Annotated in this window: 26 protein-coding genes and 1 riboswitch; of the genes, 18 read left to right on the forward strand and 8 right to left on the reverse strand. The window is 66.0% G+C overall.

All coding sequences use genetic code 11. From position 1 onward, the window contains the following. Nucleotides 1-37 precede the first annotated feature (37 nt). The 6 genes from A7X65_RS28885 to A7X65_RS28910 all read left to right on the forward strand — a co-directional run bounded on the left by A7X65_RS28885 (nt 38) and on the right by A7X65_RS28910 (nt 6399). A complete protein-coding gene (locus tag A7X65_RS28885) occupies nt 38-967 on the forward strand; it encodes a histone deacetylase family protein (protein WP_063691625.1) in 930 nt (309 codons plus the stop codon). Between the two features lie 73 nt (nt 968-1040). Continuing rightward, nucleotides 1041-1292, forward strand: coding sequence for an exodeoxyribonuclease VII small subunit (locus tag A7X65_RS28890; protein WP_014497196.1), 252 nt, complete (start codon nt 1041-1043; stop codon nt 1290-1292). A gap of 585 nt (nt 1293-1877) precedes the next feature. Further along, nucleotides 1878-3806, forward strand: coding sequence for a 1-deoxy-D-xylulose-5-phosphate synthase (dxs, locus tag A7X65_RS28895; RefSeq protein ID WP_063692577.1), 1929 nt, complete (start codon nt 1878-1880; stop codon nt 3804-3806). 37 nt (nt 3807-3843) lie between these two features. Then, a complete protein-coding gene (locus A7X65_RS28900; RefSeq protein WP_063691628.1) occupies nt 3844-4398 on the forward strand; it encodes a nucleoside 2-deoxyribosyltransferase in 555 nt (184 codons plus the stop codon). Between the two features lie 26 nt (nt 4399-4424). After that, a complete protein-coding gene (locus tag A7X65_RS28905; RefSeq protein ID WP_063691631.1) occupies nt 4425-5159 on the forward strand; it encodes a TlyA family RNA methyltransferase in 735 nt (244 codons plus the stop codon). Further along, nucleotides 5152-6399, forward strand: a complete 1248-nt coding sequence (locus A7X65_RS28910) for a class I SAM-dependent RNA methyltransferase (RefSeq protein ID WP_063691634.1) — start codon at nt 5152-5154, stop codon at nt 6397-6399. The genes A7X65_RS28905 and A7X65_RS28910 overlap by 8 nt, the downstream gene beginning before the upstream one ends. Nucleotides 6400-6487: 88 nt before the next feature. Here A7X65_RS28910 and A7X65_RS28915 read toward each other — a convergent pair whose 3' ends face one another. Continuing rightward, a complete protein-coding gene (locus A7X65_RS28915; RefSeq protein WP_063691636.1) occupies nt 6488-7090 on the reverse strand; it encodes a hypothetical protein in 603 nt (200 codons plus the stop codon). Nucleotides 7091-7291: 201 nt separating this feature from the next. On the opposite strand from A7X65_RS28915, the gene A7X65_RS28920 reads away from it, so the two are divergent. Then, the gene (locus A7X65_RS28920) at nt 7292-8350 is read left to right on the forward strand and encodes a class I SAM-dependent methyltransferase (RefSeq protein WP_063692578.1); all 1059 of its coding nucleotides are present in this window, start codon (nt 7292-7294) and stop codon (nt 8348-8350) included. 27 nt (nt 8351-8377) lie between these two features. Here A7X65_RS28920 and A7X65_RS28925 read toward each other — a convergent pair whose 3' ends face one another. After that, nucleotides 8378-8761, reverse strand: coding sequence for a bleomycin resistance protein (locus A7X65_RS28925; RefSeq protein ID WP_063691639.1), 384 nt, complete (start codon nt 8759-8761; stop codon nt 8378-8380). A gap of 133 nt (nt 8762-8894) precedes the next feature. On the opposite strand from A7X65_RS28925, the gene A7X65_RS28930 reads away from it, so the two are divergent. Together A7X65_RS28930 and A7X65_RS28935 are read left to right on the forward strand one after the other, a co-directional pair. Then, a complete protein-coding gene (locus A7X65_RS28930; protein ID WP_245323923.1) occupies nt 8895-9536 on the forward strand; it encodes a carboxymuconolactone decarboxylase family protein in 642 nt (213 codons plus the stop codon). 148 nt (nt 9537-9684) lie between these two features. Next, nucleotides 9685-10458 (forward strand): enoyl-CoA hydratase/isomerase family protein, encoded by a 774-nt coding sequence (locus A7X65_RS28935; RefSeq protein WP_063692580.1) that lies wholly within the window; start codon nt 9685-9687, stop codon nt 10456-10458. 23 nt (nt 10459-10481) lie between these two features. Here A7X65_RS28935 and A7X65_RS28940 read toward each other — a convergent pair whose 3' ends face one another. Both A7X65_RS28940 and A7X65_RS28945 read right to left on the reverse strand, forming a co-directional pair. After that, nucleotides 10482-11117, reverse strand: coding sequence for a hypothetical protein (locus A7X65_RS28940; RefSeq protein WP_063691644.1), 636 nt, complete (start codon nt 11115-11117; stop codon nt 10482-10484). 148 nt (nt 11118-11265) lie between these two features. Further along, nucleotides 11266-12135, reverse strand: coding sequence for a DUF1194 domain-containing protein (locus A7X65_RS28945; RefSeq protein ID WP_063691646.1), 870 nt, complete (start codon nt 12133-12135; stop codon nt 11266-11268). A gap of 325 nt (nt 12136-12460) precedes the next feature. Then, nucleotides 12461-12536, forward strand: a riboswitch (Fluoride riboswitch). Nucleotides 12537-12693: 157 nt separating this feature from the next. On the opposite strand from A7X65_RS28945, the gene A7X65_RS28950 reads away from it, so the two are divergent. The 7 genes from A7X65_RS28950 to A7X65_RS28980 all read left to right on the forward strand — a co-directional run bounded on the left by A7X65_RS28950 (nt 12694) and on the right by A7X65_RS28980 (nt 17994). Continuing rightward, complete coding sequence (locus A7X65_RS28950; RefSeq protein ID WP_347336397.1) at nt 12694-13830, forward strand: MFS transporter; 1137 nt, start codon at nt 12694-12696, stop codon at nt 13828-13830. 19 nt (nt 13831-13849) lie between these two features. Then, entirely contained in the window at nt 13850-14239 is a 390-nt protein-coding gene (gene crcB, locus A7X65_RS28955) for a fluoride efflux transporter CrcB (RefSeq protein WP_063691652.1), read from the forward strand. Nucleotides 14240-14245: 6 nt separating this feature from the next. Continuing rightward, nucleotides 14246-14674, forward strand: coding sequence for a fluoride efflux transporter CrcB (gene crcB, locus A7X65_RS28960; protein ID WP_063691656.1), 429 nt, complete (start codon nt 14246-14248; stop codon nt 14672-14674). Between the two features lie 2 nt (nt 14675-14676). Then, nucleotides 14677-15018, forward strand: a complete 342-nt coding sequence (locus tag A7X65_RS28965) for a DUF190 domain-containing protein (RefSeq protein WP_063691659.1) — start codon at nt 14677-14679, stop codon at nt 15016-15018. A gap of 44 nt (nt 15019-15062) precedes the next feature. Continuing rightward, complete coding sequence (clpS, locus tag A7X65_RS28970) at nt 15063-15368, forward strand: ATP-dependent Clp protease adapter ClpS (protein ID WP_063691661.1); 306 nt, start codon at nt 15063-15065, stop codon at nt 15366-15368. Nucleotides 15369-15643: 275 nt separating this feature from the next. Continuing rightward, nucleotides 15644-16654 (forward strand): ABC transporter substrate-binding protein, encoded by a 1011-nt coding sequence (locus tag A7X65_RS28975; protein ID WP_082885097.1) that lies wholly within the window; start codon nt 15644-15646, stop codon nt 16652-16654. Then, nucleotides 16651-17994 carry an FAD-dependent oxidoreductase gene (locus A7X65_RS28980; RefSeq protein ID WP_063691664.1) on the forward strand — a complete coding sequence of 448 codons (1344 nt, stop codon included), beginning with the start codon at nt 16651-16653 and terminating at the stop codon, nt 17992-17994. Before A7X65_RS28975 ends, A7X65_RS28980 begins: the two co-directional genes overlap by 4 nt. A 6-nt stretch (nt 17995-18000) precedes the next feature. On the opposite strand, the gene A7X65_RS28985 is transcribed toward A7X65_RS28980, so the two are convergent. The 4 genes from A7X65_RS28985 to fabI form a co-directional block, all read right to left on the reverse strand. Continuing rightward, nucleotides 18001-19191 (reverse strand): adenylate/guanylate cyclase domain-containing protein, encoded by a 1191-nt coding sequence (locus A7X65_RS28985; RefSeq protein ID WP_063691666.1) that lies wholly within the window; start codon nt 19189-19191, stop codon nt 18001-18003. 79 nt (nt 19192-19270) lie between these two features. Then, nucleotides 19271-20359, reverse strand: a complete 1089-nt coding sequence (aroC, locus tag A7X65_RS28990) for a chorismate synthase (protein WP_063691669.1) — start codon at nt 20357-20359, stop codon at nt 19271-19273. 244 nt (nt 20360-20603) lie between these two features. Then, nucleotides 20604-21203: a histidine phosphatase family protein gene (locus A7X65_RS28995; RefSeq protein ID WP_063691672.1), complete on the reverse strand. Its 600-nt coding sequence runs from the start codon at nt 21201-21203 to the stop codon at nt 20604-20606. Between the two features lie 13 nt (nt 21204-21216). Further along, on the reverse strand, nt 21217-22032 hold the full coding sequence (fabI, locus tag A7X65_RS29000) for an enoyl-ACP reductase FabI (protein ID WP_063691675.1): 816 nt from the start codon (nt 22030-22032) through the stop codon (nt 21217-21219). A gap of 173 nt (nt 22033-22205) precedes the next feature. Between fabI and A7X65_RS29005 the strand changes: the two genes are divergently transcribed. Beyond that, a complete protein-coding gene (locus tag A7X65_RS29005; protein ID WP_063692584.1) occupies nt 22206-22694 on the forward strand; it encodes a sigma-70 family RNA polymerase sigma factor in 489 nt (162 codons plus the stop codon). Between the two features lie 106 nt (nt 22695-22800). Then, nucleotides 22801-23574 carry an anti-sigma factor family protein gene (locus tag A7X65_RS29010; protein ID WP_063691678.1) on the forward strand — a complete coding sequence of 258 codons (774 nt, stop codon included), beginning with the start codon at nt 22801-22803 and terminating at the stop codon, nt 23572-23574. Nucleotides 23575-23761: the final 187 nt, after the last annotated feature.

The raw sequence follows: 23761 nt of genomic DNA on the forward strand, positions 1-23761 counted from the left end.
GCGACGTCAAGAGCCCGCATCCCATGAGGCCGACCTGATGAGCACGCTTCTTCTTTCCCACAAGGCCTGCCTCGACCACGTCACGCCGCCGGGACACCCTGAACGGCCCGATCGCCTGCGCGCGGTGGAGGAAGCGCTGTCGCACGAGCGTTTCCAGTTTCTCGTGCGCGACCAGGCGCCGGAGGGCGATCTCGATCTCGTCACGCTCTGCCACAACGAGCATTACGTCACCGAGCTGCGCCACATCGCGCCGACCAGCGGCCAGGTCTATATCGACGGCGATACCTCGATGTCCCCAGGTACCTGGGAAGCGGTGATGCGCGGTGTCGGCGGCGCGGTGGCGGCGACCGAAGCGGTGATGAACGGCGAGCACCGCAACGCCTTCGTCGCGGTGCGCCCGCCCGGCCACCACGCCGAGATCGGCAAGCCGATGGGCTTCTGCTTCTTCGACAATGTCGCGATCGCCGCGCGCCATGCGCAGCGCAAATACGGCATCAAGCGCGCGGCCATCGTCGATTTCGACGTGCATCACGGCAACGGCACGCAGGACATCTTCTGGTCCGACCCGACCGTGATGTATTGCTCGACGCATCAGATGCCGCTGTTTCCGGGCACCGGCGCCAAGAGCGAGCGCGGCGACCACGACACTATCGTCAACGCGCCGCTGGCGTCCGAAGACGGCGGACCGGAATTCCGCATCGCGTTCGAGAATCTGATCCTGCCGCAGCTCGAAAAATTCAGCCCGGAGCTGCTCATCATCTCCGCCGGCTTCGATGCGCATTACCGCGACCCGCTGGCCTCGCTGAATCTGCGCGCGGAAGACTACGCCTGGGTGACGCGCAAACTGATGGACCTCGCCGACAAGTCCGCCGGGGGCCGCGTTGTCTCGGTGCTCGAAGGCGGCTATGACCTGCAAGGATTGAAAGAATCTGTTACGGCGCATGTCGGCGCCCTGATGGGCGCCTGAAGTACTCGCCACATTAAGCCCGCAAAACCCGCCTTCACTCCAGGGAAAGCGAATCGGGCAATCGGAAGCGGATATGGCCGAAAACACTCAAGTCGACGTCTCCAGGCTCACCTTCGAGCGCGCGATCGAGGAACTCGAAACGATCGTGAAGCGGCTCGAGGACGGCAAGGTGCCGCTCGAGGAATCCGTGACGATCTACGAGCGCGGCGAGGCGCTGAAGCGCCGCTGCGAGGAACTGCTGCGCCAGGCCGAGGCGCGGGTCGACAAGATCACCACCGATGCCAGCGGCCAGGCCGCCGGAACGGCGCCGCTCGACGTCCAGTAGGGGCCGGTCGAAGCCGCCCGTTCCAAGCATCGGCCGGCTGCATTTTTTCATGATCGCACGCCGCTGATTCCGTTGTCGCGGCCCTGCAGTCCCCACGAGTTCCAAGGGAACCCTGTCGGACGGCCTCCGGCCTGCCGAATCCGTCCAAAAAAGCCTCGCTCCCACCCAAAATCCTGCTAGGGAACCGGGCAAGACTGGAACGCCTCCGCCCGCCCCGCAGTTAACCACTCTGGCCCGCGGGTTGCACTGGTATGCCTGTAATCGGTCCAGCGGGTTGGCTTTGGGCCAAGGTTTGGTGTAAAGCTGCGCGCAGTGTGGCTTTTTGTTAGCCTTGACGTGGGGACCGATTACCAACGACAAGCGCTTCAAACTGCTAATGAAATTGGCTGGGACGGACGAAGCCGATCTAAGTGACAGGGATCACAGAGACTGAACCGGAGCGCACTTAGGCTCACCTAAGCTTGAAGACGGGGCCTTGCCCCAGGCAGGTGGCTCCGACGGTTTTAGGACTCGCGCTGCGCCGATATTGTGCAAACCCATCGCGCACCGGAACGATCTTCCGGCGCTGACAAATTGGAAATCGCCGTGAACGCATACAGTAAGACGCCGCTTCTCGACACCATCCGGACGCCGGAAGACCTGCGCAAGCTCAAGGTCGAGCAGGTTCGCCAGGTCGCCGACGAGCTGCGGCAGGAAACCATCGATGCCGTTTCGGTGACCGGTGGCCACTTCGGCGCGGGCCTCGGCGTGGTCGAGCTCACCACCGCGATCCATTACGTCTTCGACACGCCGCGCGACCGGCTGATCTGGGACGTCGGCCATCAGGCCTATCCCCACAAGATCCTCACCGGACGCCGCGACCGCATCCGCACCCTGCGCACCGGCGGCGGCCTGTCCGGCTTCACCAAGCGCAGCGAGAGCGATTACGATCCGTTCGGCGCGGCGCATTCCTCGACCTCGATCTCCGCCGGCCTCGGCATGGCCGTGGCGCGCGACCTCTCCGGCGGCAAGAACAACGTTATCGCCGTGATCGGTGACGGTGCGATGTCGGCGGGCATGGCCTATGAAGCCATGAACAACGCCGGTGCGATGAACTCGCGCCTGATCGTCATCCTCAACGACAACGACATGTCGATCGCGCCGCCGGTCGGCGCCATGAGCGCCTATCTGTCGCGCCTCTACTCGGGCAAGACCTATCGCACGCTGCGCGATGCGGCCAAGCAGATCAACAAGCGCCTGCCCAAGATCATCGCCAACCGCGCCAACCGCGTCGAGGAATATTCGCGCGGCTTCATGATGGACGGCGGCACGCTGTTCGAGGAGCTCGGCTTCTATTACGTCGGCCCGATCGACGGCCATAACCTCGACCACCTCCTGCCCGTGCTGAAGAACGTGCGCGACATGGAGGAAGGCCCGATCCTGGTCCACGTCGTGACCCAGAAGGGCAAGGGCTACGGCCCGGCGGAAGCCTCCGCCGACAAGTACCATGCCGTCGTCAAGTTCGACGTCGCGACCGGCACGCAGGCCAAGGCCAAGCCGAACGCGCCGGCCTACCAGAACGTGTTTGGCGCGAGCCTCGTCAAGGAAGCGCAGAAGGACGACAAGATCGTCGCCATCACCGCGGCGATGCCGTCGGGCACCGGCGTCGACATCTTCAACAAGGCGTTCCCGGACCGCACCTTCGACGTCGGCATCGCCGAGCAGCATGCGGTGACGTTTGCCGCCGGTCTTGCCAGCGAAGGCTACAAGCCGTTCTGCGCGATCTACTCGACCTTCCTGCAGCGCGGCTACGACCAGATCGTGCATGACGTCGCGATCCAGAACCTGCCCGTCCGCTTCGCCATCGACCGCGCCGGCCTCGTCGGCGCCGACGGCGCGACGCATGCCGGCTCGTTCGACAACGCCTATCTCGGCTGCCTGCCCAACATGGTGATCATGGCGGCGGCGGACGAAGCCGAGCTGGTGCACATGGTGGCGACCCAGGTCGCGATCGACGACCGTCCGAGCTCGCTGCGCTATCCGCGCGGCGAAGGCCGCGGAATCGAGATGCCCGAAGTCGGCATTCCGCTGGAAGTCGGCAAGGGCCGCATGATCCGCCAGGGCAACAAGATCGCCCTGCTCTCGTTCGGCACGCGCCTCGCCGAGTGCGAGAAGGCGGCCGACGAGCTCGCCGCTCACGGCCTCTCCACCTCGATCGCCGACGCGCGCTTCATGAAGCCGCTCGACACCGAGCTGGTGCTCAAGCTTGCCCGCGACCACGACGTGCTGATCACGGTCGAGGAAGGCTCGATCGGCGGCTTCGGCTCGCATGTCGCGCAGTTCCTGACCGACCAGGGCGTGCTCGACACCGGCATGGTCAAGTTCCGCACGATGGTGCTGCCCGACGTGTTCCAGGACCACGACACGCCGGCCGCGATGTACGCCCGCGCCGGTCTCGACGCCAAGGGCATCGTCGCCAAGGTGTTCGAAGCGCTCGGCAAGGACGTGAAGGCCGAGACGGTCAAGCTCGCCTAAGGGCGAGCTTCGACCCTTCCGAAGCAGCGCGGCTTCCATGAAAATCTATCTGGCAGGTCCCGATGTGTTCCTGCCGGATGCCTTTGAGATCGGCCGGCGCAAGGTCGAGATCTGCGCCGCCCATGGCCTCACCGGCCTCTATCCCCTCGACAACCTCATCGACCTCGCCGCACCCGACGCCTCCAGGCAGATCTTCTGCGGCAACGAGGCGATGATGGACGCGGCCGACGCCATCATTGCCAACCTCACCCCGTTCCGCGGCGCCGGTGCCGATCCCGGCACCGTCTACGAGCTCGGCTACATGGCCGGCCGCCGCAAATTCTGCCTCGCCTATTCCAACGACGGGGCCGCCTATGCCGACCGCGTCGGCCGTTTCATGGAGGTCACGTCGGAGGACGGGCGGCTGGTCGATGCGCAGGGCCTGACGGTTGAGGATTTCGGCCTCGTCGACAATCTCATGATGATCCATGCGCTGGAGCTGCACGGCTGCCCGCTGGTGACACCGGCCGCGATGCCCATCGACGTCTGGCACGATCTTGCCGCGTTCGAGACTTGCGTCCGGATGGCGGCCGCGCGATTGATCGCTAGATAAGCGCTCAGTCGCTTCCGGAGAAATCAATGTCCCCTGCCCGCAAGCGCGCGGATGTTCTGCTGGTCGAGCGCGGCCTGTTCGAGAGCCGGGCGCGGGCGCGCGCGGCCATCGAGGCCGGCCTCGTCACGGCCGACGACAAGCAGGTTGCAAAGCCGTCGGAGACGATCGCCGAGGACGCGGTGATCCGGGCCGAGCCGGCGCACCCCTATGTCTCGCGCGGCGGCGTCAAGCTCGCCGGCGCGCTGGAGCGCTACCCGATCGAGATCGAGGATCACGTCTGCCTCGACGTCGGCGCCTCCACCGGCGGCTTCACCGAGGTGCTGCTGGCGAACGGGGCGAGCCTTGTCTTCGCCATCGATGTCGGCACCAGCCAGCTGCATCCCTCGCTGCGAGGCCATCCCAAGATCGTGTCGATGGAAGAGACCGACATCCGCAGCTACGAGGGCAAGCGGCTGCCGGCGCGGCCCGATGTTGTCGTCATCGACGTCAGCTTCATCTCGCTGAAGATCGTGCTGCCGGTGGCCCTGTCGCTGGCGGCCGCGCCGATGAGCCTGCTGGCGCTGATCAAGCCGCAATTCGAAGCCGAGCGGAAGCACAACAAGAAGGGCATCATCCGCGACGCCGCCGTGCATCGGGAGATCTGCGACGACATCGCAGGCTTCGCGGCCTCGCTCGGCTGCACCGACATCGAGGTGTTCCCCTCCTCGATCACGGGCGGCGACGGCAACGTCGAATTCTTCCTGGGCGCACGACGTGGTTGAGCGCCTGACCATCGATCACGTCGGCCATCGCGGCGACGGCGTTTCGCTCACCACGGGCGATGCGGTCTATGTGCCCTACACGCTTGGCGGCGAGACCGTCGAGGTCGATCACGTCGCGGGCCATCATCCCGACCGCCGCAAGCTGCTGGCGGTGGAGGTCGCAAGCCCCGAGCGCATCGAACCGTTCTGTCCGCATTTCGGCGTCTGCGGCGGCTGTGCGATCCAGCACTGGGCCGCCGATCCCTATCACGCCTGGAAGCGCGGCATCGTGGTCGAGACGCTGGCGCAGGCCGGCATCGATTGCGAGGTGGCGCCGCTGGTCGATGCCCATGGCGCGGGGCGCCGGCGCATTACGCTGCATGGCCGCTTCGGCACGCATAGCGTGCTCAAGGTCGGCTTTTCCGCGACGAGCTCGCACGACGTCATCCCGATCCATCGCTGCCCGATCCTCGATCCCGCGCTGGAGGGCGCGCTCGATGCCGCCTGGGCCATCGCCGAGCCCCTGACATCGAAGATGCCGGTGACCAAGCCGCTCGACATCCAGGTCACCGCCACCGTCAACGGCCTCGACGTCGACGTACGCGGCTCCGGCCCGCTGCCGACGCCGCTGGTGACGGCACTATCGCGCGCTGCCGAGCAGCATCGCCTAGCCCGGCTGACGCGGCATGGCGAGCTGGTGCTGCAGCGCCTCGCGCCGGTCGTGAAGATGGGCCGTGCGGATGTGACGCTGCCGCCGGGCTCGTTCCTGCAGGCCACCGTCGCCGGCGAAGAGACGCTCGCTGCGCTGGTCGCCGAGCGCGTCGGCAAGGCCAAGGAGGTGCTCGACCTCTTCTGCGGCGTCGGACCGTTTGCGCTGCGGCTCGCCGAGAAGGCGCGCGTCACCGCCTATGACAGCGATGCCGGCGCGATCGCAGCGCTGGCGAAAGCTGCGCGCACGCCGGGGCTCAAGCCGATCAAGGCCGAACCGCGCGACCTGTTCCGCCGCCCCCTGGTGCCGCCGGAGCTGCGCGATTTCGATGCGGTGGTGTTCGATCCGCCGCGCCAGGGCGCGCAGGCTCAGGCGCTGAAGCTCGCCGCGAGCAAGGTGCCCGTCGTCGTCGCGGTCTCGTGCAACGTCGCGACGTTCGCCCGCGATGCGCGGCTGCTGACGGACGGCGGTTACAAGATCGACAGCGTGGTGCCGGTGGACCAGTTCCGCCACACGCCGCATGTGGAATTGGTCGCGAAGTTCACGCGCTGAGTTTTCTTTTTCTGAGCATGACCTCCGCGCAAACGCGTTCCGCGTTTGTCGCGAGGGGAAACCGCTACACACTTTCCCGGGTCATGCTCTATCGCCGCAGCCCGCCGAGCGCCGGCGATTCACCGGGCAGCATGTTCGACCTGATATCGCTGTCCATGCGGCCGGAGTCCTGCTGGGTGAAACCGGCGCCGAAGGACAGGCTGAGGTTGGAGGTCGGCTTGAATTCGACGCCAGCGAATGCGCTGTATCCCGGTGCGGCGCCAGACGTCAGCGGCGCGATCGAGCTGCCGATGCCGTTGCCGAACTTCAGCGTGTCGAAACCGGCAAAGAACGTGACCGGCAAGCCGCCCGCCGTCTTGGTGTTGTAGCCGAACTGCGTGCTGTCATAGGAGAGCGCGTTGAAATTGCCGGCGAGGCCAGTCTGGCCGAGGCCGCTCCAATTGAGATTGCCGCGCTGGCTTCCGACGAAGAAGCCGTTCGCAAAGCTGGTGCGCGAGCTTGCGTCGCCGGCATTGAAGCCCGCAAAATTGCCGTAAGTGTCGGCGCTCTGGCCGTCGCTGCCGCCGAGACCGAAGGGCCCGCCCGGGATCCAATATCTCAGAGGCGCGACTTGTGCCTGAGCGGGGGCACCGCAGCAGCAAAGCAGGGCAAAGAGGGTCGCGAGCGCGCGTGAAGAAGCAAAGCCTGGCATTCGTGTAACCGTCAGAACTCCGGAGATCATAGCCGCAGGACCGCAGGATTGCCAGCCACGCGGTCCTCGCCCAGTTCCAATCACCTTTTCCTGACGTGTTGAACCTGCCCGGGGGCGGACGGACCCATTTAAGGGGACGTGCAAGCTACGCGCTTGCCTTGCTCCGAACACCTTTGAAAATGCCATCGCATGGAGGCTGTCATGGAGGTCAATGCCGACAGGTTGAATGCCTTTATGGGCAAGATGATCACCGAGGTCGGGGCGGCGATGAACGCATCGCTGGTCCTGCTGGGCGACAAGCTCGGCCTGTATCGCGCCCTCGCCGCCAAGGGGCCGATGAACTCCGCCGAGCTCGCGAGCGCGACCGGAACGACCGAGCGCTATGTCCGCGAATGGCTCTCGAGCCAGGCGGCGTCCGGCTACGTCGAATATGATACCGCCTCCGGGAAATTCTCGATGCTGCCGGAGCAGGCGATGGCGCTTGCCGACCCGGACAGCCCGGTGTTTCTCGGCGCGGTCGGCAACGTGATTGCCGCGGCGTTTCTCGACGAGCCCAAGATCACGGAGGCGTTCAAGTCCGGCAAGGGCGTCGGCTGGAACCGGCGCAGCGAGTGCCTGTTCTGCGGCACCGCGCGGTTCTTCCGTACCGGCTATATGCACCATCTGGTGCAGGAATGGCTGCCCGCGCTCGACGGCGTCGTGGACAAGCTCAGGCGCGGCGCCAAGGTCGCCGACGTCGGCTGCGGCCACGGCGTCTCGACGCGGCTGATGGCGGAAGCGTTCCCGAATTCGCGCTTCTACGGCTTCGATTATCACGAGGGCTCGATCGAGGCCGCGCGCAAGGCAGCCAGCGAGGCGAAGCTCGGCGACCGGGTTTCCTTCGCCGTTCACTCGGCCAAGACCTATCCGGCCGAGGGCTACGATCTCGTCTGCTTCTTCGATTGCCTGCACGACATGGGCGATCCCGTCGGCGCCATCAGCCATGTGCGGCAGACCATGGCCAAGGACGGCACCTGCATGCTGGTCGAGCCGTTCGCGGGCGATCGTCTCGAGGACAATCTCAATCCGGTCGGCCGCGTCTATTATGCGGCCTCGACCATGATCTGCACGCCGGCTTCGCTCGACCAGGAGGTGGGCCTCGCGCTCGGCGCCCAGGCCGGCGAAGCAAGGCTGCGCAAGGTCGCGGCCGAAGGCGGCCTGTCGCGCTTCCGCCGCGCCGCGGAGACGCCGTTCAACCTGATCCTGGAGGCGCGGATCTGACCCGGCACGGACGCCACGGCGGCGACGTCAGGCCGCGGCGTCCGTCCCCATGCCGAAGGTGATCTGATTGCCGTCGGCATCGACGGCGTCGAAATCGCGCATGCCGTAGTCGCGGTCCTCCGGCCGGTTCAGCAGCCTGGTGCCGCGCGCCGAGATCTCGGCATAGAGCTCATCGACGTCCCTAACGAAAATGCAGAGGCCGCCCTGTCCGGGCGACCGCTTCGTCCGGTTTGCCGCGAGCAGATGCAGGCCAACCTCGTCGCGGCAGAGGCAGGCATAGGACGCAGGCTCACCGTATTCGAAGGTGACCTCGAAGCCGAGCACGTCGCGATAGTAGGCGAGGCTGGCGGCGATGTCGGCGACGACGAAGACGGTCGCAGAGCCCACCATCATTGGGCGTTCGTCAGTCATGGGCCTCCCTCGGTCGCAAGCAATCTCCGGCACGCAACCTAGCATGCATTCCCGAGGCCTTGCACCACGCGTCCCGCAACGTAAGCTGCCGGCGAACAAGGCGGCGCGAGTCCGCCGTAACGGGAGGATGACGATGCGATATGTTGGCCTGGCGCTGGTCGCGCTGTTCGCCGTGACGATCTCGAACGCCGGCCGTGCCGCCGAGCCGACCCGCTTCACGCCACTGAAGGCGGAGGAGCTCACGCCGCCGCAGAAGGAATGGGCGGACGCGATCGCGGTGCCGCCGCGCAACGCCAAGTTCATCAATCCGCCCTATCGCGCCTATATCCGCAATCCCGAGCTCGCGCCGAAGCTCTCGGCGATGTCGGACTATCTGCGTTGGAATTCGTCGCTGCCGGCGCGCCTCAGCGAATTCGCCATCCTGATCACCGCAAGGCAGTGGACGGCGCAGTATGAATGGTTCGCGCATTACCCGCTCGCGATGAAGGCCGGGCTCGATCCGCAAGTCGCCAAGGACGTCGCCAACGGCGTGCGGCCCCAGACGATGAAGGACGACGAGGCCGCGCTCTACGAGCTTGCGATGGCGCCCTATCGCGACAAGAAGGTGTCCGACGAGGTCTACCGCGCCGCGCAGCAGAAGTTCGGCGAGCGCGGCATCCTGGATATCATCGGCCTGATCGGTTATTACGACCTGGTCTCGATGACGCTGATCACGATGCAGGCCGAAGCGCCGAACGACAGCGTGCCCCCGTTGCCGCCGCTCGCGGCGAAGTAGCCGGCTCGCACCACTCTTTCCAGAGCCGTCATTGCGAGCGCAGCGAAGCAATCCAGACTAGTTCTGCGGGAAGACCCTGGATTGCTTCGCTGCGCTCGCAATGACGATGTGGGCGCAGCCATTGTTCATCTTGAATACGGAGACCCCAGTGACATCCGACAATCCCGTCACCTACGAACGCGTCGGCAACATCGCCCGCATCACGCTGTCCCGTCCGCCCGTCAACGCGCTGAGCCTCGAGGTCATCCGCGCGGTGGTGGCCGCGCTCCGGCGGGCTGCCGACGACACCGATGCACGTGTCGTCGTGCTGGCGAGCGCGATTGCAAAGCGCTTCTCGGCGGGGCTCGATCTCGACATCCTGCTCGGCAAGTCCGGCGCCCAGATCCGCGAATTCCTCCAGGCGCTCTATATCGATCTTTATGACGCCCAGTACGGGCTCGGAAAGCCGTCGATCGCCGCGGTCGGTGGCGCGGCGCGCGGCGGCGGCATGACCATGGCGGTGTCGTGCGACGTGGTGCTGGCCTCCGAGAGCGCGACGTTCGGCTATCCCGAGATCGACGTCGGGGTCATTCCCGCCATCCACTATGCACATCTGCCGCGCATCGTTGGGCGTCACCGCGCTTTCGAGCTGCTGTTCACCGGCCGCGTGTTCAGCGCTGCGGAGGCGCGCGAGCTTGGCGTGGTGAACCGTGTCGTCGCCGATGCCGAGCTCGAGGCGGAGACCGAGAGGCTCGCGTTGCAGTTCGCCGCCAAATCGGCCGCGGTGCTGCGGATGGGCCGCGCCGCCTTCATGCGGCAGATCGATCTCGACTACCGGCGCAGCATTGCCAGCGCCGTGGACGATTTCTGCAACGTCGCGACGTCGGACGAGGCTCAGGAAGGCTTGCGGGCGTTCGTGGAGAAGCGGGCGCCGAACTGGTGAGGAGCGCCGGTCGCGCGACGCCCTCAGGCGGTCTTGTCGACCGAAGAGGATGAATCCGCCGGCGGATATTTCGTCACGGGCACCAGGAAGGACTTGGTGCCGACCTGGTAGATGATCTTGCCGTTCTGTCCGTCGTCGGTCGAGATCTGCGCCTGGCCGAACATGATGACGTTCTTGTAGACGTATCCGGTGCCCTGCCGGGTGACGCCGTCGGTGGTGACGCTGACCTGCGCCTCCTTGCCGTCGACGGAGAGCACCTTGAAGCTCGCGCTCTTGCCGTTGTCGCTGGAATAGCCACCCCAGCTTCCCATCAGGCGGCTGTCGGACGCCGGCGGGTCCTGCTTCTCGAGGTTCGCGGTCTGCTTGCCGGCACCGCCCACCGAGAACAGCAGCACCATGTTCTTGCCGTCCTTGGTGCCGACCGTGACCCCGCCGAACGTGATCAGCGAGCCTTGGACCTCGCCGAAGCCGCGCTCGGTGTGGCCGTTATGGGTGTACTCGACCTGCGCCCGGGCCCCCCGGATGTTCACGACCTTGAAGCTGACATCCTGATTGTTGCCGACCCAATTGCCCTTCCACTCACCGACCAGCCGGCTCTGGTGGAACACCCGCTCGTTGGCGGGCGAGATCTGGCTGGTGCTCGAGGTGACGATGGCCATTGGGTTGCTCGGACACGGGCTGACACGCCCGCCTTCGGCTCGCGGAAACGAGCAGAAACAATCCGATTAGGCCCGCAGGCCGGTTAACGAGCGGTTAAATTCAACCACCGGACGTGACGGGCAAAAGGTCTCACCGGGGCGCGCGCTGCTAGCGTCCCCAGCGGTCCGACCAGATCTTCTCGCCGATCATGCAGTTGACGCGCGGCTCCTTGTCCTTGTCGGCAACGCGCACCACGGGGCGCTCGGGCATGCGGCCGGCGACTTCCATCAGCAGCTTGGTGCGGATCGCTTCCTTGAACTTCTCGCGGTCCTTGATCGAGATGACGAAGGAGCCGGGACCGCCGATGACGCAGTCCTCGTAATAGTAATCGAGATTATCGATATCCATGGTCGAGTAGGAGGGCTCCTTGACCATGATCGGCAGGCCGTTGATGACGATGCCCTTCTCGAGCGCGGCATCGCGCGCCACCGTGACCGGGCTGCCATTGTTGTTGGGGCCGTCGCCCGAGATGTCGATGACGCGGCGCAGGCCCCGATAGGGATCCTCATCGAACAGCGGCATCGCGAACGTGATCGCACCGGAGATCGAGGTGCGCGAGGCGCGGCGGATCGGCGTCTTCATGATCTCGGCCGCGACCGCGTCCGCAGTCTCCGGTCCGTCGATCAGCCGCCAGGGGATGATGATCTTCTGGTCGGTCGAGGCGGCCCACTCGAAATAGGTCACCGCGATCCGGCCGTTCGGCCCGAGCTTCAGCGCCTGCAGGAACTCCTTCGACTGGATCGCCTGCGCATAGCCTTCGCGCTGGATCGCGAGCTCGTCCATGTCCATGGAGTAGGATACGTCGACGGCCAGGATCAGCTCGACATCGACTGTCTGCGCATCCCTGTCGGCCGCCAGCCGCTGCGGCTGATTTCCGGGCGGTTCAAACTTCGGCCCTGGTGCCGCGATGCCCGCGACGTCCCCCCCGGCAAGCACGCCGGCCACCAGCACAGCCCCGATCGAGAACAGCAAGCGCATCGCAGTCTCCCGTCGTATGACGCGATGGTGACATGCAATCGTCTTGCCGCAAAGCGCGAAGATCGCTTGTGCTTCACATTCGAGTTAGGAATTTACGTACCTCGCGCAAAGCTGCCGCCTTGTTGCCGCGCTTGCGTCACCGGGAACATGCGCGCTCACAGGCACGGTCATTCCGAGGTGGCTCGACGAGCCGAACCCGGAAGCTCGAGATTCTCAGGCGTTCGAGGCGCGCCAGAGTTCTCGCTTCGCGAGCCCCGGCATGACGGCGTTGGTGAGCACGCTCCCCCCGCCCACTTGTCCGGCGCAATTTCCATGCTAGGCTGGCCGTACAGATGGGGATGGAGTCCCCCGACAACCGCCCGGCGGCTTGACCGTAGTGGGCTGATGACTCCTGCTTGAGGTGGGGCAATCACGAGCCTCCGCCTTTGGCGGGAGCATGGATAAACCCGCCGATGGCGGGTTTTTTGTTGCCTGAAGGAAGGAGAAGGCGTGACGACGACATCGGATGCTGCGCGCAGCCGGCTGCCCAGGGGGATCTGGGTGCTCGGCTTCGTCTCGATGCTGATGGACATCTCCTCCGAGATGATCCACGCGCTGCTGCCGGTCTATCTCGTCACCGTGCTCGGCGCGTCCACGCTCACGGTCGGCTTCATCGAGGGCATTGCGGAGGCCACCGCCTCGATCACCAAGATCTTCTCCGGTGCGCTGTCGGACTGGCTCGGCCGCCGCAAGATGCTCGCCGCGCTCGGCTATGGTCTTGCGGCGCTGACCAAGCCGCTGTTCCCGCTCGCGCCGAGCGTCGCCTGGCTGGTGGCGGCGCGCTTCATCGACCGCGTCGGCAAGGGCATCCGCGGCGCGCCGCGCGATGCGCTGATCGCCGACATCGCCCCGGTGGGTTTGCGCGGCGCGAGCTTTGGCTTGCGCCAGTCGCTCGACACCGTCGGCGCCTTCCTCGGCCCGCTGGTCGCGGTCGGCCTGATGTGGTGGACGGCGGACAATTTTACGCTGGTGTTCTGGTTCGCCGTGCTGCCGGCCTTCCTCTCGTTCGGCCTGATCGCCTTTGCCGTGCACGAGCCGGCACCGGACCCGAGCCGGCCGCCTGCGAAGAATCCGCTTAACACCGCCGCGATGCGGCAGCTCGGACCGGTGTACTGGCGCGTCGTCGCGGTCGGCGTCGTGTTCACGCTCGCCCGTTTCAGCGAGGCCTTCCTGATCCTGCGCGCACAGAACATCGGCCTCAATGCGATGTGGGTGCCGGCGGTGCTGGTGCTGATGAACGTCGCCTACGCGCTCTCGGCCTATCCGGCCGGCGTGCTGTCGGACCGCATCAACCGCACCGGCCTGCTCGCGCTCGGCCTCGTCTTTCTCGCCGGCGCCGATCTTGCGCTCGCGCTGCTGCCGAGCCTCGGCGGCCTCGCGCTCGGCGTCGTGCTGTGGGGACTGCATATGGGGCTGACGCAGGGCCTGCTCTCGGCACTTGTCGCCGATGCCGCGCCGCCGAGCCTGCGCGGCACCGCGTTCGGCTATTTCAACCTGTTCACCGGCCTGGCGCTGCTGGCCGCGAGCGTGATCGCCGGCGCGCTGTGGGACGCCTATGGTCCGGCAGGCACGTTCCTGGCCGGGCTCGGCTTCGCGCTGGTGTCGCTGGTGGGACTGCTCGCGATCGGCAACGGGCTGGCAGCGGAGGGCAAATGAGAGCGGGGGATTCTTCATCGTGTTGAGCGGAGTGATCGCAATCGTGGTTGGCAGCGTGCTCGGCGGCTGCGCGCGCTATTTCGTCTCCGGCGCCATCGCGCGGCGGCTGGGCGAGACGTTTCCGTGGGGCACCATGACGATCAACGTCACCGGCGCCTTCCTGATCGGCATTTTCGGCGCGCTGGCGACCCACCCGGGCTCGCTGTTCGCCGCGCCCAATCCCTGGCTTTTCGCGGTGACCGGGTTCCTCGGCTGCTACACCACGGTGTCTTCCTTCAGCCTGCAGACGCTGACGCTCGCCCGCAACGGCGAGCCCCTGCATGCGCTCGGCAATATCGTGTTCTCGGTCGGCCTGTGCCTCACGGCCGTGACCTGCGGCTTCCTGCTTGTCGACAGGATTGGAGGGTAATCGCATATGAACGTCCCCTCCTCCGCCGAGCGCCGGCGCAGCGCGGTTCTCTATGCCTGGGTTGCCGCGGGCAGCATCGTCGGCGGGCTGACGCGCTATCTGGTCGGGCTCGCGCTCGATACCGGACCCGGGTTTCCCACCGCGACGCTGTTCATCAACGCCACCGGCTCGCTGATCATCGGCTTCTACGCGACGCTGACCGGCCCCGATGGCCGCCTGCTGGCGCGGCCCGAGCACCGGCAATTCGTCATGACCGGGTTCTGCGGCGGCTACACCACCTTCTCCACCTTCAGCCTGGAAACCTTCCGCCTGTTCCACGGCGGCATGAAATACACTGCGCTCGCCTATGTCGCGGCCTCTGTCGTCTGCTGGCTGGTGTCGGTATGGGCCGGGCATATGCTGGCGAGCCGCTACAACCGCTTGAAAAGGAGCTGACCATGCAAATTCCCAATCAGGCTGTTTCGCTCCGCATCTTCATCGGCGAGAGCGACCATTTCCAGGGCAAGCCGCTCTATGAAGCAATCGTGATGAGGGCGCGCGAGCTGCACCTCGCCGGCGCGACCGTGCTGCGCGGCCCCATGGGCTTCGGCAAGTCGAGCCGGCTGCACACCTCGAAGATCCTGCGGCTGTCCGAGGATTTGCCGCTGCTGATCGAGATCGTCGACAGCGAGGACAACATCAATGCATTCCTGCCCATCCTTGACGGCATGATGTCGAGCGGGCTGATCACCTTGGAGAAGGTGCAGGTCCTGCAATATGGTGAGAAGGCCGCGGGCTGATCGCCCCGGCGGGAAACCAGAGCCCGCCGTATCCAGGAGGCGGAATGAACGATACCGTCACCAAGCCGAAAACCAGGACGAAGACCAAGGTCGAGCGGCCGCGGCTGCACAAGGTCATCCTGATCAACGACGACTTCACCCCGCGCGAATTCGTCACCATGGTGCTGAAGGCCGAATTCCGCATGACCGAGGATCAGGCCTACAAGGTGATGATCACCGCGCACAAGCTGGGCGCCTGCGTGGTTGCCGTGTTCACCAGGGACGTCGCCGAGACCAAGGCGACGCGCGCCACCGATGCCGGCCGCGCCAAGGGCTATCCGCTGCTGTTCACGACCGAGCCGGAGGAGTGAGGCGCTAGAGCGCGGCCGCGACGCGGGCGCACTTGGCTTGGGCGTGTCGGCGGCGCCATCGTGATCGCGACGCTGGCGATGAAAGTCGCTTATTAAGCCATGCTCTCGCGTGCGGCGCGGTGATCGCAAGAATGTCGCGCCGCTCTTGACGTCATCCGCGCTTTTCCGACTTTGCATTCCTGCCTGATATCGCCGACAATGTGGCAAAAGCGGCGTGCGCCGGACAATAAGCAAGCGGGGAAACGACGGAAGTGGGCGTATCAGGAAGAAGCTTCGTGACGGCAGGCCGTCTGGTTCTGACGCTGGCGGCGATCACTTTCCTCGCTGGCAGCATGGCGCAAGCGGCCGAACGGGTCCGCATCGGGCTGTTGAAGCTCTCCTCCGCCGCCCCGTTGTTCCTCGCCAAGGAGCGCGGCTATTTCGAGCAGGAGGGAATCGAAGCCGATCTGAAATTCTTCGACGCCGCCGTGCCGATCGCGGTGGCCAGCGTTTCCGGCGATATCGACATCGGTTTCACCGGCTTCACGGCCGCATTCTACAACCTCGCCGGCAAGGGCGGACTGAAGGTGATTGCCGGCACGGCGCGCGAGGCACAAGGCTTCCAGAACACGGCCTACGTTGCCTCCAAGCGCGCATATGAATCCGGCCTGAAGACGCTCAAGGATTTGCCCGGCCATTCCGTCGGCATCACGCAGATCGGCTCGACTTTCCATTATTCGCTCGGCCTGATCGCCGACAGGCTGAAATTCGACTTGACCTCTGTCCGGGTCGTTCCGCTGCAATCCCTGCCGAATGTCGCCGCTGCCATCAAGGGCGGCCAGCTCGATGCGGCACTCACCGCCACGACCACGATCAGCCCGGTGGTCGCCTCCGGTGACGCAATCGTTCTCGGCTTCGTCGGCGACGAGACGCCCTGGATGCTCGGCTGCGTCGTGGCTTCGACCGCGACGATCGAGAAGAACCGCAAGCTGGTCGAGAAGGTGCTGTCCGCCTATCGCCGCGGCGCCGACGATTACGCGCGCGTGCTGTTGAAGCGCGATGCAGACGGTAAATTCGTCCGCAGCGAGGAAGGTGACGCGATGCTCGCGATCATCTCCAAATACACGGAGCAGAAGGTCGAGCAACTTCGCATCGGGCTCTCGGTTGTCGATCCCGCGCTCGACAGCGCCGACATCGCTCGCCAGATTGCCTGGTTCAAGCGCCAGAAGATGGTCGAACCCGACGTCGACGCCGAGAAGATCATCGACAAATCCTTCGTCCCGGACCGGCCAACGACGCCGAAATGACCGATGACGACAACAACAAGAACACGGAGCGATCCATGAACGCGAGCGAAGTCACGGCAGGCACCAAGATCGTCCGGCGTGCCGCGAACCAGAAGCCGTCGCGCGTTGTCGCCGACATCTGCGTGGTCGGCTCGGGCGCGGCCGGCATGTCGGCGGCGATCGAGGGCGCACGCGCCGGACGCAAGGTGGTGCTGGTCGACAGCCTGCCCGCGCTCGGCGGCCAGGCGGTCAACTCCATCATCGGCACCTTCTGCGGCCTGTTCTCGAACGGCAGCGACGGTTACCAGTTCACCCACGGCATCGCCGACGATCTCCTCGGCGACCTCGGTGCGCAGGAAAACGCGCTGTTCTACCGCCGTGGACCGCACACCACCGTGGTCTATTACGACGAGGTCGCGCTCGGACGCTGGGTCGAGAAGGCGATGCTCGCGGCAGGCGTCACCGTGATCGTCGGCGCCGTCATGCGCAACGTCCGCGTCGCCGGCCGGCGCGTGACCGGGATCGATCTGTCGACCCGCTACGGCGACGTCGAGGTCGAGGCGAACGGCTTCGTCGACGCCTCCGGAGACGCCGCGCTGGTGTGGCAGGCGGGCTTTGCCTGCCGCGAGCCGGACGACGGCCCGATCTACGGCACGCAAATGCTGATCGTGGAGAATATCGACGAGAGCAAGGTGCCGAGCCGCGAGGAGCTGCCGGCGCGTATGCGAGAGAAAGCGGGCGACTACGGCCTGTTGCGGCGCGAGGGCCTGTCCTTCGTCATTCCCGGCCGCGGCGTTGCCGCCATGAACATGACCCATGTCGAGACGCCGCTGGAGCCGCTGGAGGCGAGCCGCAAGGGCATCGAGGGCAAGGACCAGGCCGACCGCGCCTTCGCCTTTCTCAGGAACGAATTCCCCGCCTGCTTCGGCAACGCACGCATCCGCGCCTATGGCTTTCCGGGGATCCGCCAAACGCGCTGGATCGTCGGCCGCCAGCAATTGTCGGTCGACGATGTCCGCGCCGGCACCAAATTCGAAGACGCGATCGGCCGCACCGCGTGGCCGATCGAACTGCACGACCACGGCTCCGGCCATCACTGGCATGTCTTCGACAAGGACCACGTCCATTATGTGCCGTTCGGCAGCCTGACGCCGCAGGAGGCCGATAACATCGTCGCCGCCGGCCGCTGCATCGATGCCGACAAGGCCGCGCTCTCCAGCGTTCGGGTGATGGGCCCTTGCATGGCGATGGGCGCCGCCGCTGCGCACGCGCTGGACCTCGCCGGCAGCGGCAGCGTGCATCAGATCGACATCGATGCACTGAAGCGGCGCGTGCGCGACAATCTGGAACGAACGGACTGAACGCCCTCAGGCCATCACCAGCGGCGTCTCCTCGCCGAGCCCGTACACGCGCTGCGCCTTGGAAAATCCAGCGATCGGAAATTCGCCGAGCTCGCGCCAGTCGTGACGGCAGGCGTTGGCGAAGACTTCCGAGACCACGACGGTGCGGCCCAGCCGGCCTGCGATCTTCTCCAGCCGCGCGGCGAGATTGACGGCGGGGCCGATGCAGGTGAAGTCGAGCCGGTTGCCGCCGCCGATATTGCCGTAGAGGATGTTGCCGACGTGCAGCGCAACGCCGAAGCGGAAGCGCTCGATGATCTCGCCGACCGGAAAGGCGAGCGTCTCGACGCTGGCGCGGGATTCGCGCGCGGCCTCCAGCACGCGTCCGCAGACATGGGCGGCATCGCCGACATATTCGTCGATCGGGAACACCGCGAGCAGGCCGTCGCCCATGAATTTCAGCACCTCGCCGCCATGGCCGCGGATCGCGGTGACCTGGCAGTCGAAATACTGGTTGAGGATCTCGACCACGGTCTCGGCCGGCAGCCGGTCCGACAGCGCGGTGAAGCCGCGAAGGTCCGAGAGCCAGATCGCGGCCTGCATGGTGTCGTTGTGGCCGCGGCGGATCTGGCCGCCGAGGATGCGCGCGCCGGCACGGTTGCCGACATAGGTGTCGAGCAGCATCTCGGCGGTGCGGCGCAGGCTGATGATCTCGGCAACGCGGGCCAGCGGCGTTACGATGGAGCGGATCGCCGCGATGTCGTCGTCGCTGAAGCCGCCGGGATCGCGCGTGACCCAGCTCGTCGCATGCACTGAACCATCGAGAAAGGGCATCGGCACGGCGATGTAATCGGTCACGCCTTCGGCACGCATGTCGTCGAGGAATGGAAACCGCCTGCTGGCGGGATCATCCATGCGGCCTCTGACCTCAATCCCCTGCTCGAACACGATCCGTAAGGGGCTCCTGGCGAATTCGGGCGTCTCGAGGATCTCGAAATCGACCGTGCCGATCTCGACCTCCTGGCCCTTCCGCCAGATGAAGTTGCGGCCGAAGATTTCTGGATGCAGCGTGCGGATGAAGATGCCGAAGCGCGCCAGCGGCAAACCGGCTTCGACCAGACGCTCGCAGACGTCGGCGATCATCTCGGTCGGGGTTCCCGACGACCTCGCGCCGTCGATCAGCCAGTTGGTGATGCGCTGGAGCTCGGAGCTTTCCATGCGCGCATTTGCGGACGAAGTTGTGCGGACGTCAAGCTGCGCGGTGGGCTAGTACCGCGGCACGAGGTCCTACTGGCTGCTAGCGCCCGACCTGCCCGCGGTCGCGCAGGAAATGGTCGGCCAGCACGCAGGCCATCATGGCCTCGCCGACGGGGACGGCGCGGATGCCGACGCAGGGATCGTGGCGGCCCTTGGTGAAGATCTCGGTGTCGGCGCCCTTGCGGTCGACGGTGAGGCGCGGCTGCAGGATCGAGGAGGTCGGCTTCACCGCAAAGCGCACCACGATCGGCTGGCCCGTGGAGATGCCGCCCAGAACGCCGCCGGCATGGTTGGACAGGAAACGCGTGCCGTCATTGCCGGTGCGCATCTCGTCGGCGTTCTCTTCGCCGGTGAGCTCGGCCGCGCCAAAACCGGCGCCGATCTCGACGCCCTTCACCGCGTTGATGGTCATCATCGCGCCCGCCAGATCGGAATCGAGCTTGGCGTAGATCGGCGCACCAAGGCCGGCCGGCACGCCCTCGGCAACGATCTCGAGCACTGCACCGATCGAGGAACCGCTCTTGCGGATGCCGTCGAGATAGGTCTCGAAGAACGCGGCCTTGTCCCTGTCCGGACAGAAGAACGGATTCTTCGCGATCTCGTCCCAGTCCCATTTCTCGCGGTCGATCTTGTGCGGTCCGATCTGCACCAGCGCGCCGCGCACCTTGACGTCGGGCAACACCTTTCGCGCGATGGCACCGGCGGCAACCCGCATCGCGGTCTCGCGCGCCGAGGAGCGGCCGCCGCCGCGATAGTCGCGCAGACCGTACTTCGCCTCATAGGTGAAGTCGGCGTGACCGGGGCGAAACTTGTCCTTGATCTCCGAATAGTCCTTCGAGCGCTGGTCGGTGTTCTCGATCAGCAGCCCGATCGGGGTGCCCGTCGTCACCTGCACGCCGGTTTCGGGATGCGCCATCACGCCGGACAGGATCTTCACCTGGTCCGGCTCCTGGCGCTGGGTGGTGAAGCGCGACTGGCCGGGACGGCGCCGGTCGAGGTCCTGCTGGATGTCGGCCTCGGTGAGCGGGATCATCGGCGGGCAGCCGTCGACCACGCAGCCGATCGCCACCCCGTGGCTCTCGCCGAAGGTGGTGACGCGGAACATATGGCCGAAGGTGTTGAAGGACATGCCGAACTGCCGTCTAGCGCTGAATGACAACGCTTATGTTGAATGACAACGTGACGTAACGCGATCTGGTTGGGGGGTCAAATGCCCACCACGGTCGTCATGGCCGGGCATAGCCGTCCGAAGGACGGCGTCGCTTCCGCTCGCCTATGTCCCGGCCACCCACGTTCTTGGGAGCCGCAAGCACGAAAGTACGTGGATGCCCGGGACAGGCCCGGGCATGACGGCGGAGTGCGGCGCGCCGCCGTTAACTGAACTTCTCCAGCCGCCCGTCGCGGAACACGTAGACGGCGCCCTGCTCGATATAGAGCTCGGCGGCGCTGGCGGGGGTCTCAAGCCCCAGGGACACCATCAGGGCCCGGCAGGTGCCGCCATGGGCCACCGCGACGGTATCGACCTCGAGCTGGTCGTACCAGGCGCGCACGCGGACCTGCACGTCGGCGTAGGTCTCCCCGCCCGCTGGACCCACCGTCCACTTATCGGCGAGGCGCCGCGCATAGACGTCGGGATCGGCGGCCTCGCTCTCGGCCAGCGTCAGCCCTTCCCATTTGCCGTAGCCGATCTCGCGCAGGCGGTCGTCGAGCGCGTAGTCGGCAGGCGGCAGTTCGAGCTTGCCGCGGGCGAGCTCCATGGTCTGGCGCGCACGGCCGAGCGGGCTCGACACATAGGGCAGCGCCGCCTTGTCGCGGCCGTCGCGCCTGAACAGATCAGCCAGCACGAGGCCTGCCTGCGCGGCCTGGCCGCGCCCGCGCGCGTTCAGCGGAATGTCCTGGGTGCCCTGAAGCCTGCCGAGCGCATTCCACTCGGTCTCGCCGTGGCGAAGGTAATAGATCGTAGGCACGGGCATTCCGGGTGAGATGTCAGTCCTTGCTGCCGAACGAGATGTCCGGCGCGTCCGGCCGCTTCATGCCGAGCACGTGGTAGCCGGAATCGACGTGGTGCACCTCGCCGGTGACGCCGCGCGAGAGATCGGAAAGGAAATACAGCGCGCTGCCGCCGACGTCCTCGATCGAGACGTTGCGCCGCATCGGCGCATTGTTCTCGTTCCACTTCAGGATATAGCGGAAGTCGCCGATGCCGGAGGCGGCGAGCGTCTTGATCGGACCTGCCGAGATGGCGTTGACGCGGATGTTCTTCTCGCCGAGGTCGGCGGCGAGATAGCGCACGCTGGCTTCCAGCGCGGCCTTGGCGACGCCCATCACGTTGTAATGCGGCATCCACTTCTCGGCGCCGTAGTAAGAGAGCGTGATCAGCGAGCCGCCGTCGGTCATCAGCTTCTCGGCGCGCTGCGCCACCGCCGTGAACGAATAGCAGGAGATCAGCATCGACTTGGAGAAGTTCTCCGGCGTGGTGTCGACGTAGCGGCCGTCGAGCTGCTCGCCATAGGCGATCGCATGCACCAGGAAGTCGATCTTGCCCCACTTCTCCTTCAGCACCGCGAAGGCGGCGTCGATGGTGGCGGCATCGGTGACGTCGCAATGGCCGAGCACGAGGCCGCCGATCTCGGCGGCGAGCGGCTCGACGCGCTTCTTCAGCGCATCGCCCTGATAGGTGAAGGCGAGCTCGGCGCCGGCGGCGTGGCATGCCTTGGCAATGCCCCAGGCGATCGAACGGTTGTTGGCGAGGCCGAGGATCACCCCGCGCTTGCCTTGCATCAGACCTGAATTCTGCGCCATTTTTGAACGTCCCGTCGAGCTCTCGTTGAGGTCTGGAGGTACACCAGCCCTCCCCTGCGGTACAGCCCTAATACGCGGCGTTAACGCTGTTTCGAGCGCCGGAATAGCCGTTCCATTCGGGTGTTATGATCGTAGAGGCGCATGCGCCGAACGCGAGGGACGTCAAGACGGCAATGAGTGCGTTTCGCCAGAGTGTGGAAGCCATGATCCCGGCGTTGCGCCGCTACGCCCGCGCGCTGACGCGCGATGCGGATGCGGCCGACGATCTGGTGCAGGACACCCTGGTGCGTGCGCTGCGTTCGGAGCGATTGTTTCTCGGAGGCGACGTCAGGAGCTGGCTGTACACGATCCTGACCAACCTCAACAAGAACCGGCGGCGCTCGCTGGCGCGGCGCCCGCAATTCACGCAATTGACGGAGAACAATCCCGACGCCAGCGGGACCGAAGCCGAGGGGCGCGACATCGAGAAGGCGCTGGCGACGCTGGTCGAGGAGCAACGCTCGGTACTGCTGCTGGTGATGCTGGAAGGCATGAGCTACCGCGAGGTCGCCGACATCCAGGGCGTGCCGATCGGCACCGTAATGTCCCGACTGGCGCGCGCCCGCGCACACGTTAAAGCGTCACTGGAGGGTGAGCGCCCGGCGCTCAGACGGGTGAAATGATGGCAGGGTTGATGCATCGCGCAAGTCCACCCGCGCGCCCGACGGCGAGCGAGGCGACGTTGAACCACGAAAGATCTTTTGGGCCGCAGAGCCAGAGACGACCGATATGAACGACCACAATATTCCCGTGACCGAAGACGAACTGCACGCCTATGTCGACGGCGAATTGCCGGCCGAGCGACGCGCCGACGTCGAAGCCTGGCTTGCCGCCCACCCCGAGGACGCCGAGCGGGTGCAGTCCTGGCGGACCATGGCGGAGATGCTGCACGCCCGCTACGATTCGGTTGTCCAGGAGCCGGTGCCGGCGCGGCTCGAGCTCGAACGGCTGGAGCGCCGCCCCCGGCAATGGCTCTATGGCGCCGCCGCGGCCGTGCTCGTGGCCTTCGTCGCCGGCGGCACCGCCGGCTGGGTGGCGCATGGCGCCGCCAACGCGCCCTCGGCCTTCCAGAGCTTCACGGCGGATGCGCTCGACGCCCACCGCCTCTACGTCGTCGAGGTTCGCCATCCCGTCGAGGTCGGCGGCAACGAGCGCGACCATTTGCAGGCCTGGCTGACCAGGCGCTGCGGCTGGACCGTGTTCGCGCCGAATTTGGAGGCGAGCGGGCTGAAGCTGGTCGGCGGCCGGCTGCTGCCGGGACCGAGCGGGCCGGCGTCGTTCCTGATGTATGAGGGCGCCTCGGGCGAGCGATACACGATCTACTCCGCCAAGACCGAGAATGGTGCGACGCAAATGCGTTACGCCAGGACGGACAAGGACGGTGCGTTGTTCTGGGCCGAGCGCGGCGTCGGCTACGTCGTCAGCGGCGGCGGCAGCGACCGCGAGCGGCTGACCAAAGTCGCACAGGCCGTGTACGACCAAGCAGAGAAAAGCGGCGGCTAAACAACCGCGCAAACGCCGTGCCCTGATTCCGTCATTGAAAATTTGGAATCAAGACATGCGTGCGTCTCATTATCGCACCGGGTGTTCACGCGATTATGAGGTGCGTTCGATCCGCCGATCGACGCGGGCGGCCTCGATTGGGGTTTTTGGTACCGCGCTGGTCCCCCTCTCGAGGCCGCACCTTTTT

The organism is Bradyrhizobium stylosanthis (genome assembly GCF_001641335.1).
GTDB classification, from domain to species: domain Bacteria; phylum Pseudomonadota; class Alphaproteobacteria; order Rhizobiales; family Xanthobacteraceae; genus Bradyrhizobium; species Bradyrhizobium stylosanthis.

What these genes read in the sequence shown, in the direction of transcription:
- A7X65_RS28995 (WP_063691672.1), bottom strand. Translation starts at nt 21,203, where the DNA reads ATGCCCGTGCCTACGATCTATTACCTTCGCCACGGCGAGACCGAGTGG.
- A7X65_RS28945 (WP_063691646.1), bottom strand. Translation starts at nt 12,135, where the DNA reads ATGCGCTTGCTGTTCTCGATCGGGGCTGTGCTGGTGGCCGGCGTGCTT.
- fabI (WP_063691675.1), bottom strand. Translation starts at nt 22,032, where the DNA reads ATGGCGCAGAATTCAGGTCTGATGCAAGGCAAGCGCGGGGTGATCCTC.
- clpS (WP_063691661.1), top strand. Translation starts at nt 15,063, where the DNA reads ATGAACGATACCGTCACCAAGCCGAAAACCAGGACGAAGACCAAGGTC.
- A7X65_RS28885 (WP_063691625.1), top strand. Translation starts at nt 38, where the DNA reads ATGAGCACGCTTCTTCTTTCCCACAAGGCCTGCCTCGACCACGTCACG.
- A7X65_RS28905 (WP_063691631.1), top strand. Translation starts at nt 4,425, where the DNA reads ATGTCCCCTGCCCGCAAGCGCGCGGATGTTCTGCTGGTCGAGCGCGGC.
- crcB (WP_063691656.1), top strand. Translation starts at nt 14,246, where the DNA reads ATGAACGTCCCCTCCTCCGCCGAGCGCCGGCGCAGCGCGGTTCTCTAT.
- A7X65_RS28965 (WP_063691659.1), top strand. Translation starts at nt 14,677, where the DNA reads ATGCAAATTCCCAATCAGGCTGTTTCGCTCCGCATCTTCATCGGCGAG.
- aroC (WP_063691669.1), bottom strand. Translation starts at nt 20,359, where the DNA reads ATGTCCTTCAACACCTTCGGCCATATGTTCCGCGTCACCACCTTCGGC.
- A7X65_RS28920 (WP_063692578.1), top strand. Translation starts at nt 7,292, where the DNA reads ATGGAGGTCAATGCCGACAGGTTGAATGCCTTTATGGGCAAGATGATC.
- A7X65_RS28890 (WP_014497196.1), top strand. Translation starts at nt 1,041, where the DNA reads ATGGCCGAAAACACTCAAGTCGACGTCTCCAGGCTCACCTTCGAGCGC.
- A7X65_RS29010 (WP_063691678.1), top strand. Translation starts at nt 22,801, where the DNA reads ATGAACGACCACAATATTCCCGTGACCGAAGACGAACTGCACGCCTAT.
- A7X65_RS28940 (WP_063691644.1), bottom strand. Translation starts at nt 11,117, where the DNA reads ATGGCCATCGTCACCTCGAGCACCAGCCAGATCTCGCCCGCCAACGAG.
- A7X65_RS28900 (WP_063691628.1), top strand. Translation starts at nt 3,844, where the DNA reads ATGAAAATCTATCTGGCAGGTCCCGATGTGTTCCTGCCGGATGCCTTT.
- A7X65_RS28915 (WP_063691636.1), bottom strand. Translation starts at nt 7,090, where the DNA reads ATGCCAGGCTTTGCTTCTTCACGCGCGCTCGCGACCCTCTTTGCCCTG.
- A7X65_RS28985 (WP_063691666.1), bottom strand. Translation starts at nt 19,191, where the DNA reads ATGGAAAGCTCCGAGCTCCAGCGCATCACCAACTGGCTGATCGACGGC.
- A7X65_RS28980 (WP_063691664.1), top strand. Translation starts at nt 16,651, where the DNA reads ATGACCGATGACGACAACAACAAGAACACGGAGCGATCCATGAACGCG.
- A7X65_RS29005 (WP_063692584.1), top strand. Translation starts at nt 22,206, where the DNA reads ATGAGTGCGTTTCGCCAGAGTGTGGAAGCCATGATCCCGGCGTTGCGC.
- A7X65_RS28930 (WP_245323923.1), top strand. Translation starts at nt 8,895, where the DNA reads ATGCGATATGTTGGCCTGGCGCTGGTCGCGCTGTTCGCCGTGACGATC.
- A7X65_RS28925 (WP_063691639.1), bottom strand. Translation starts at nt 8,761, where the DNA reads ATGACTGACGAACGCCCAATGATGGTGGGCTCTGCGACCGTCTTCGTC.
- A7X65_RS28950 (WP_347336397.1), top strand. Translation starts at nt 12,694, where the DNA reads ATGCTGATGGACATCTCCTCCGAGATGATCCACGCGCTGCTGCCGGTC.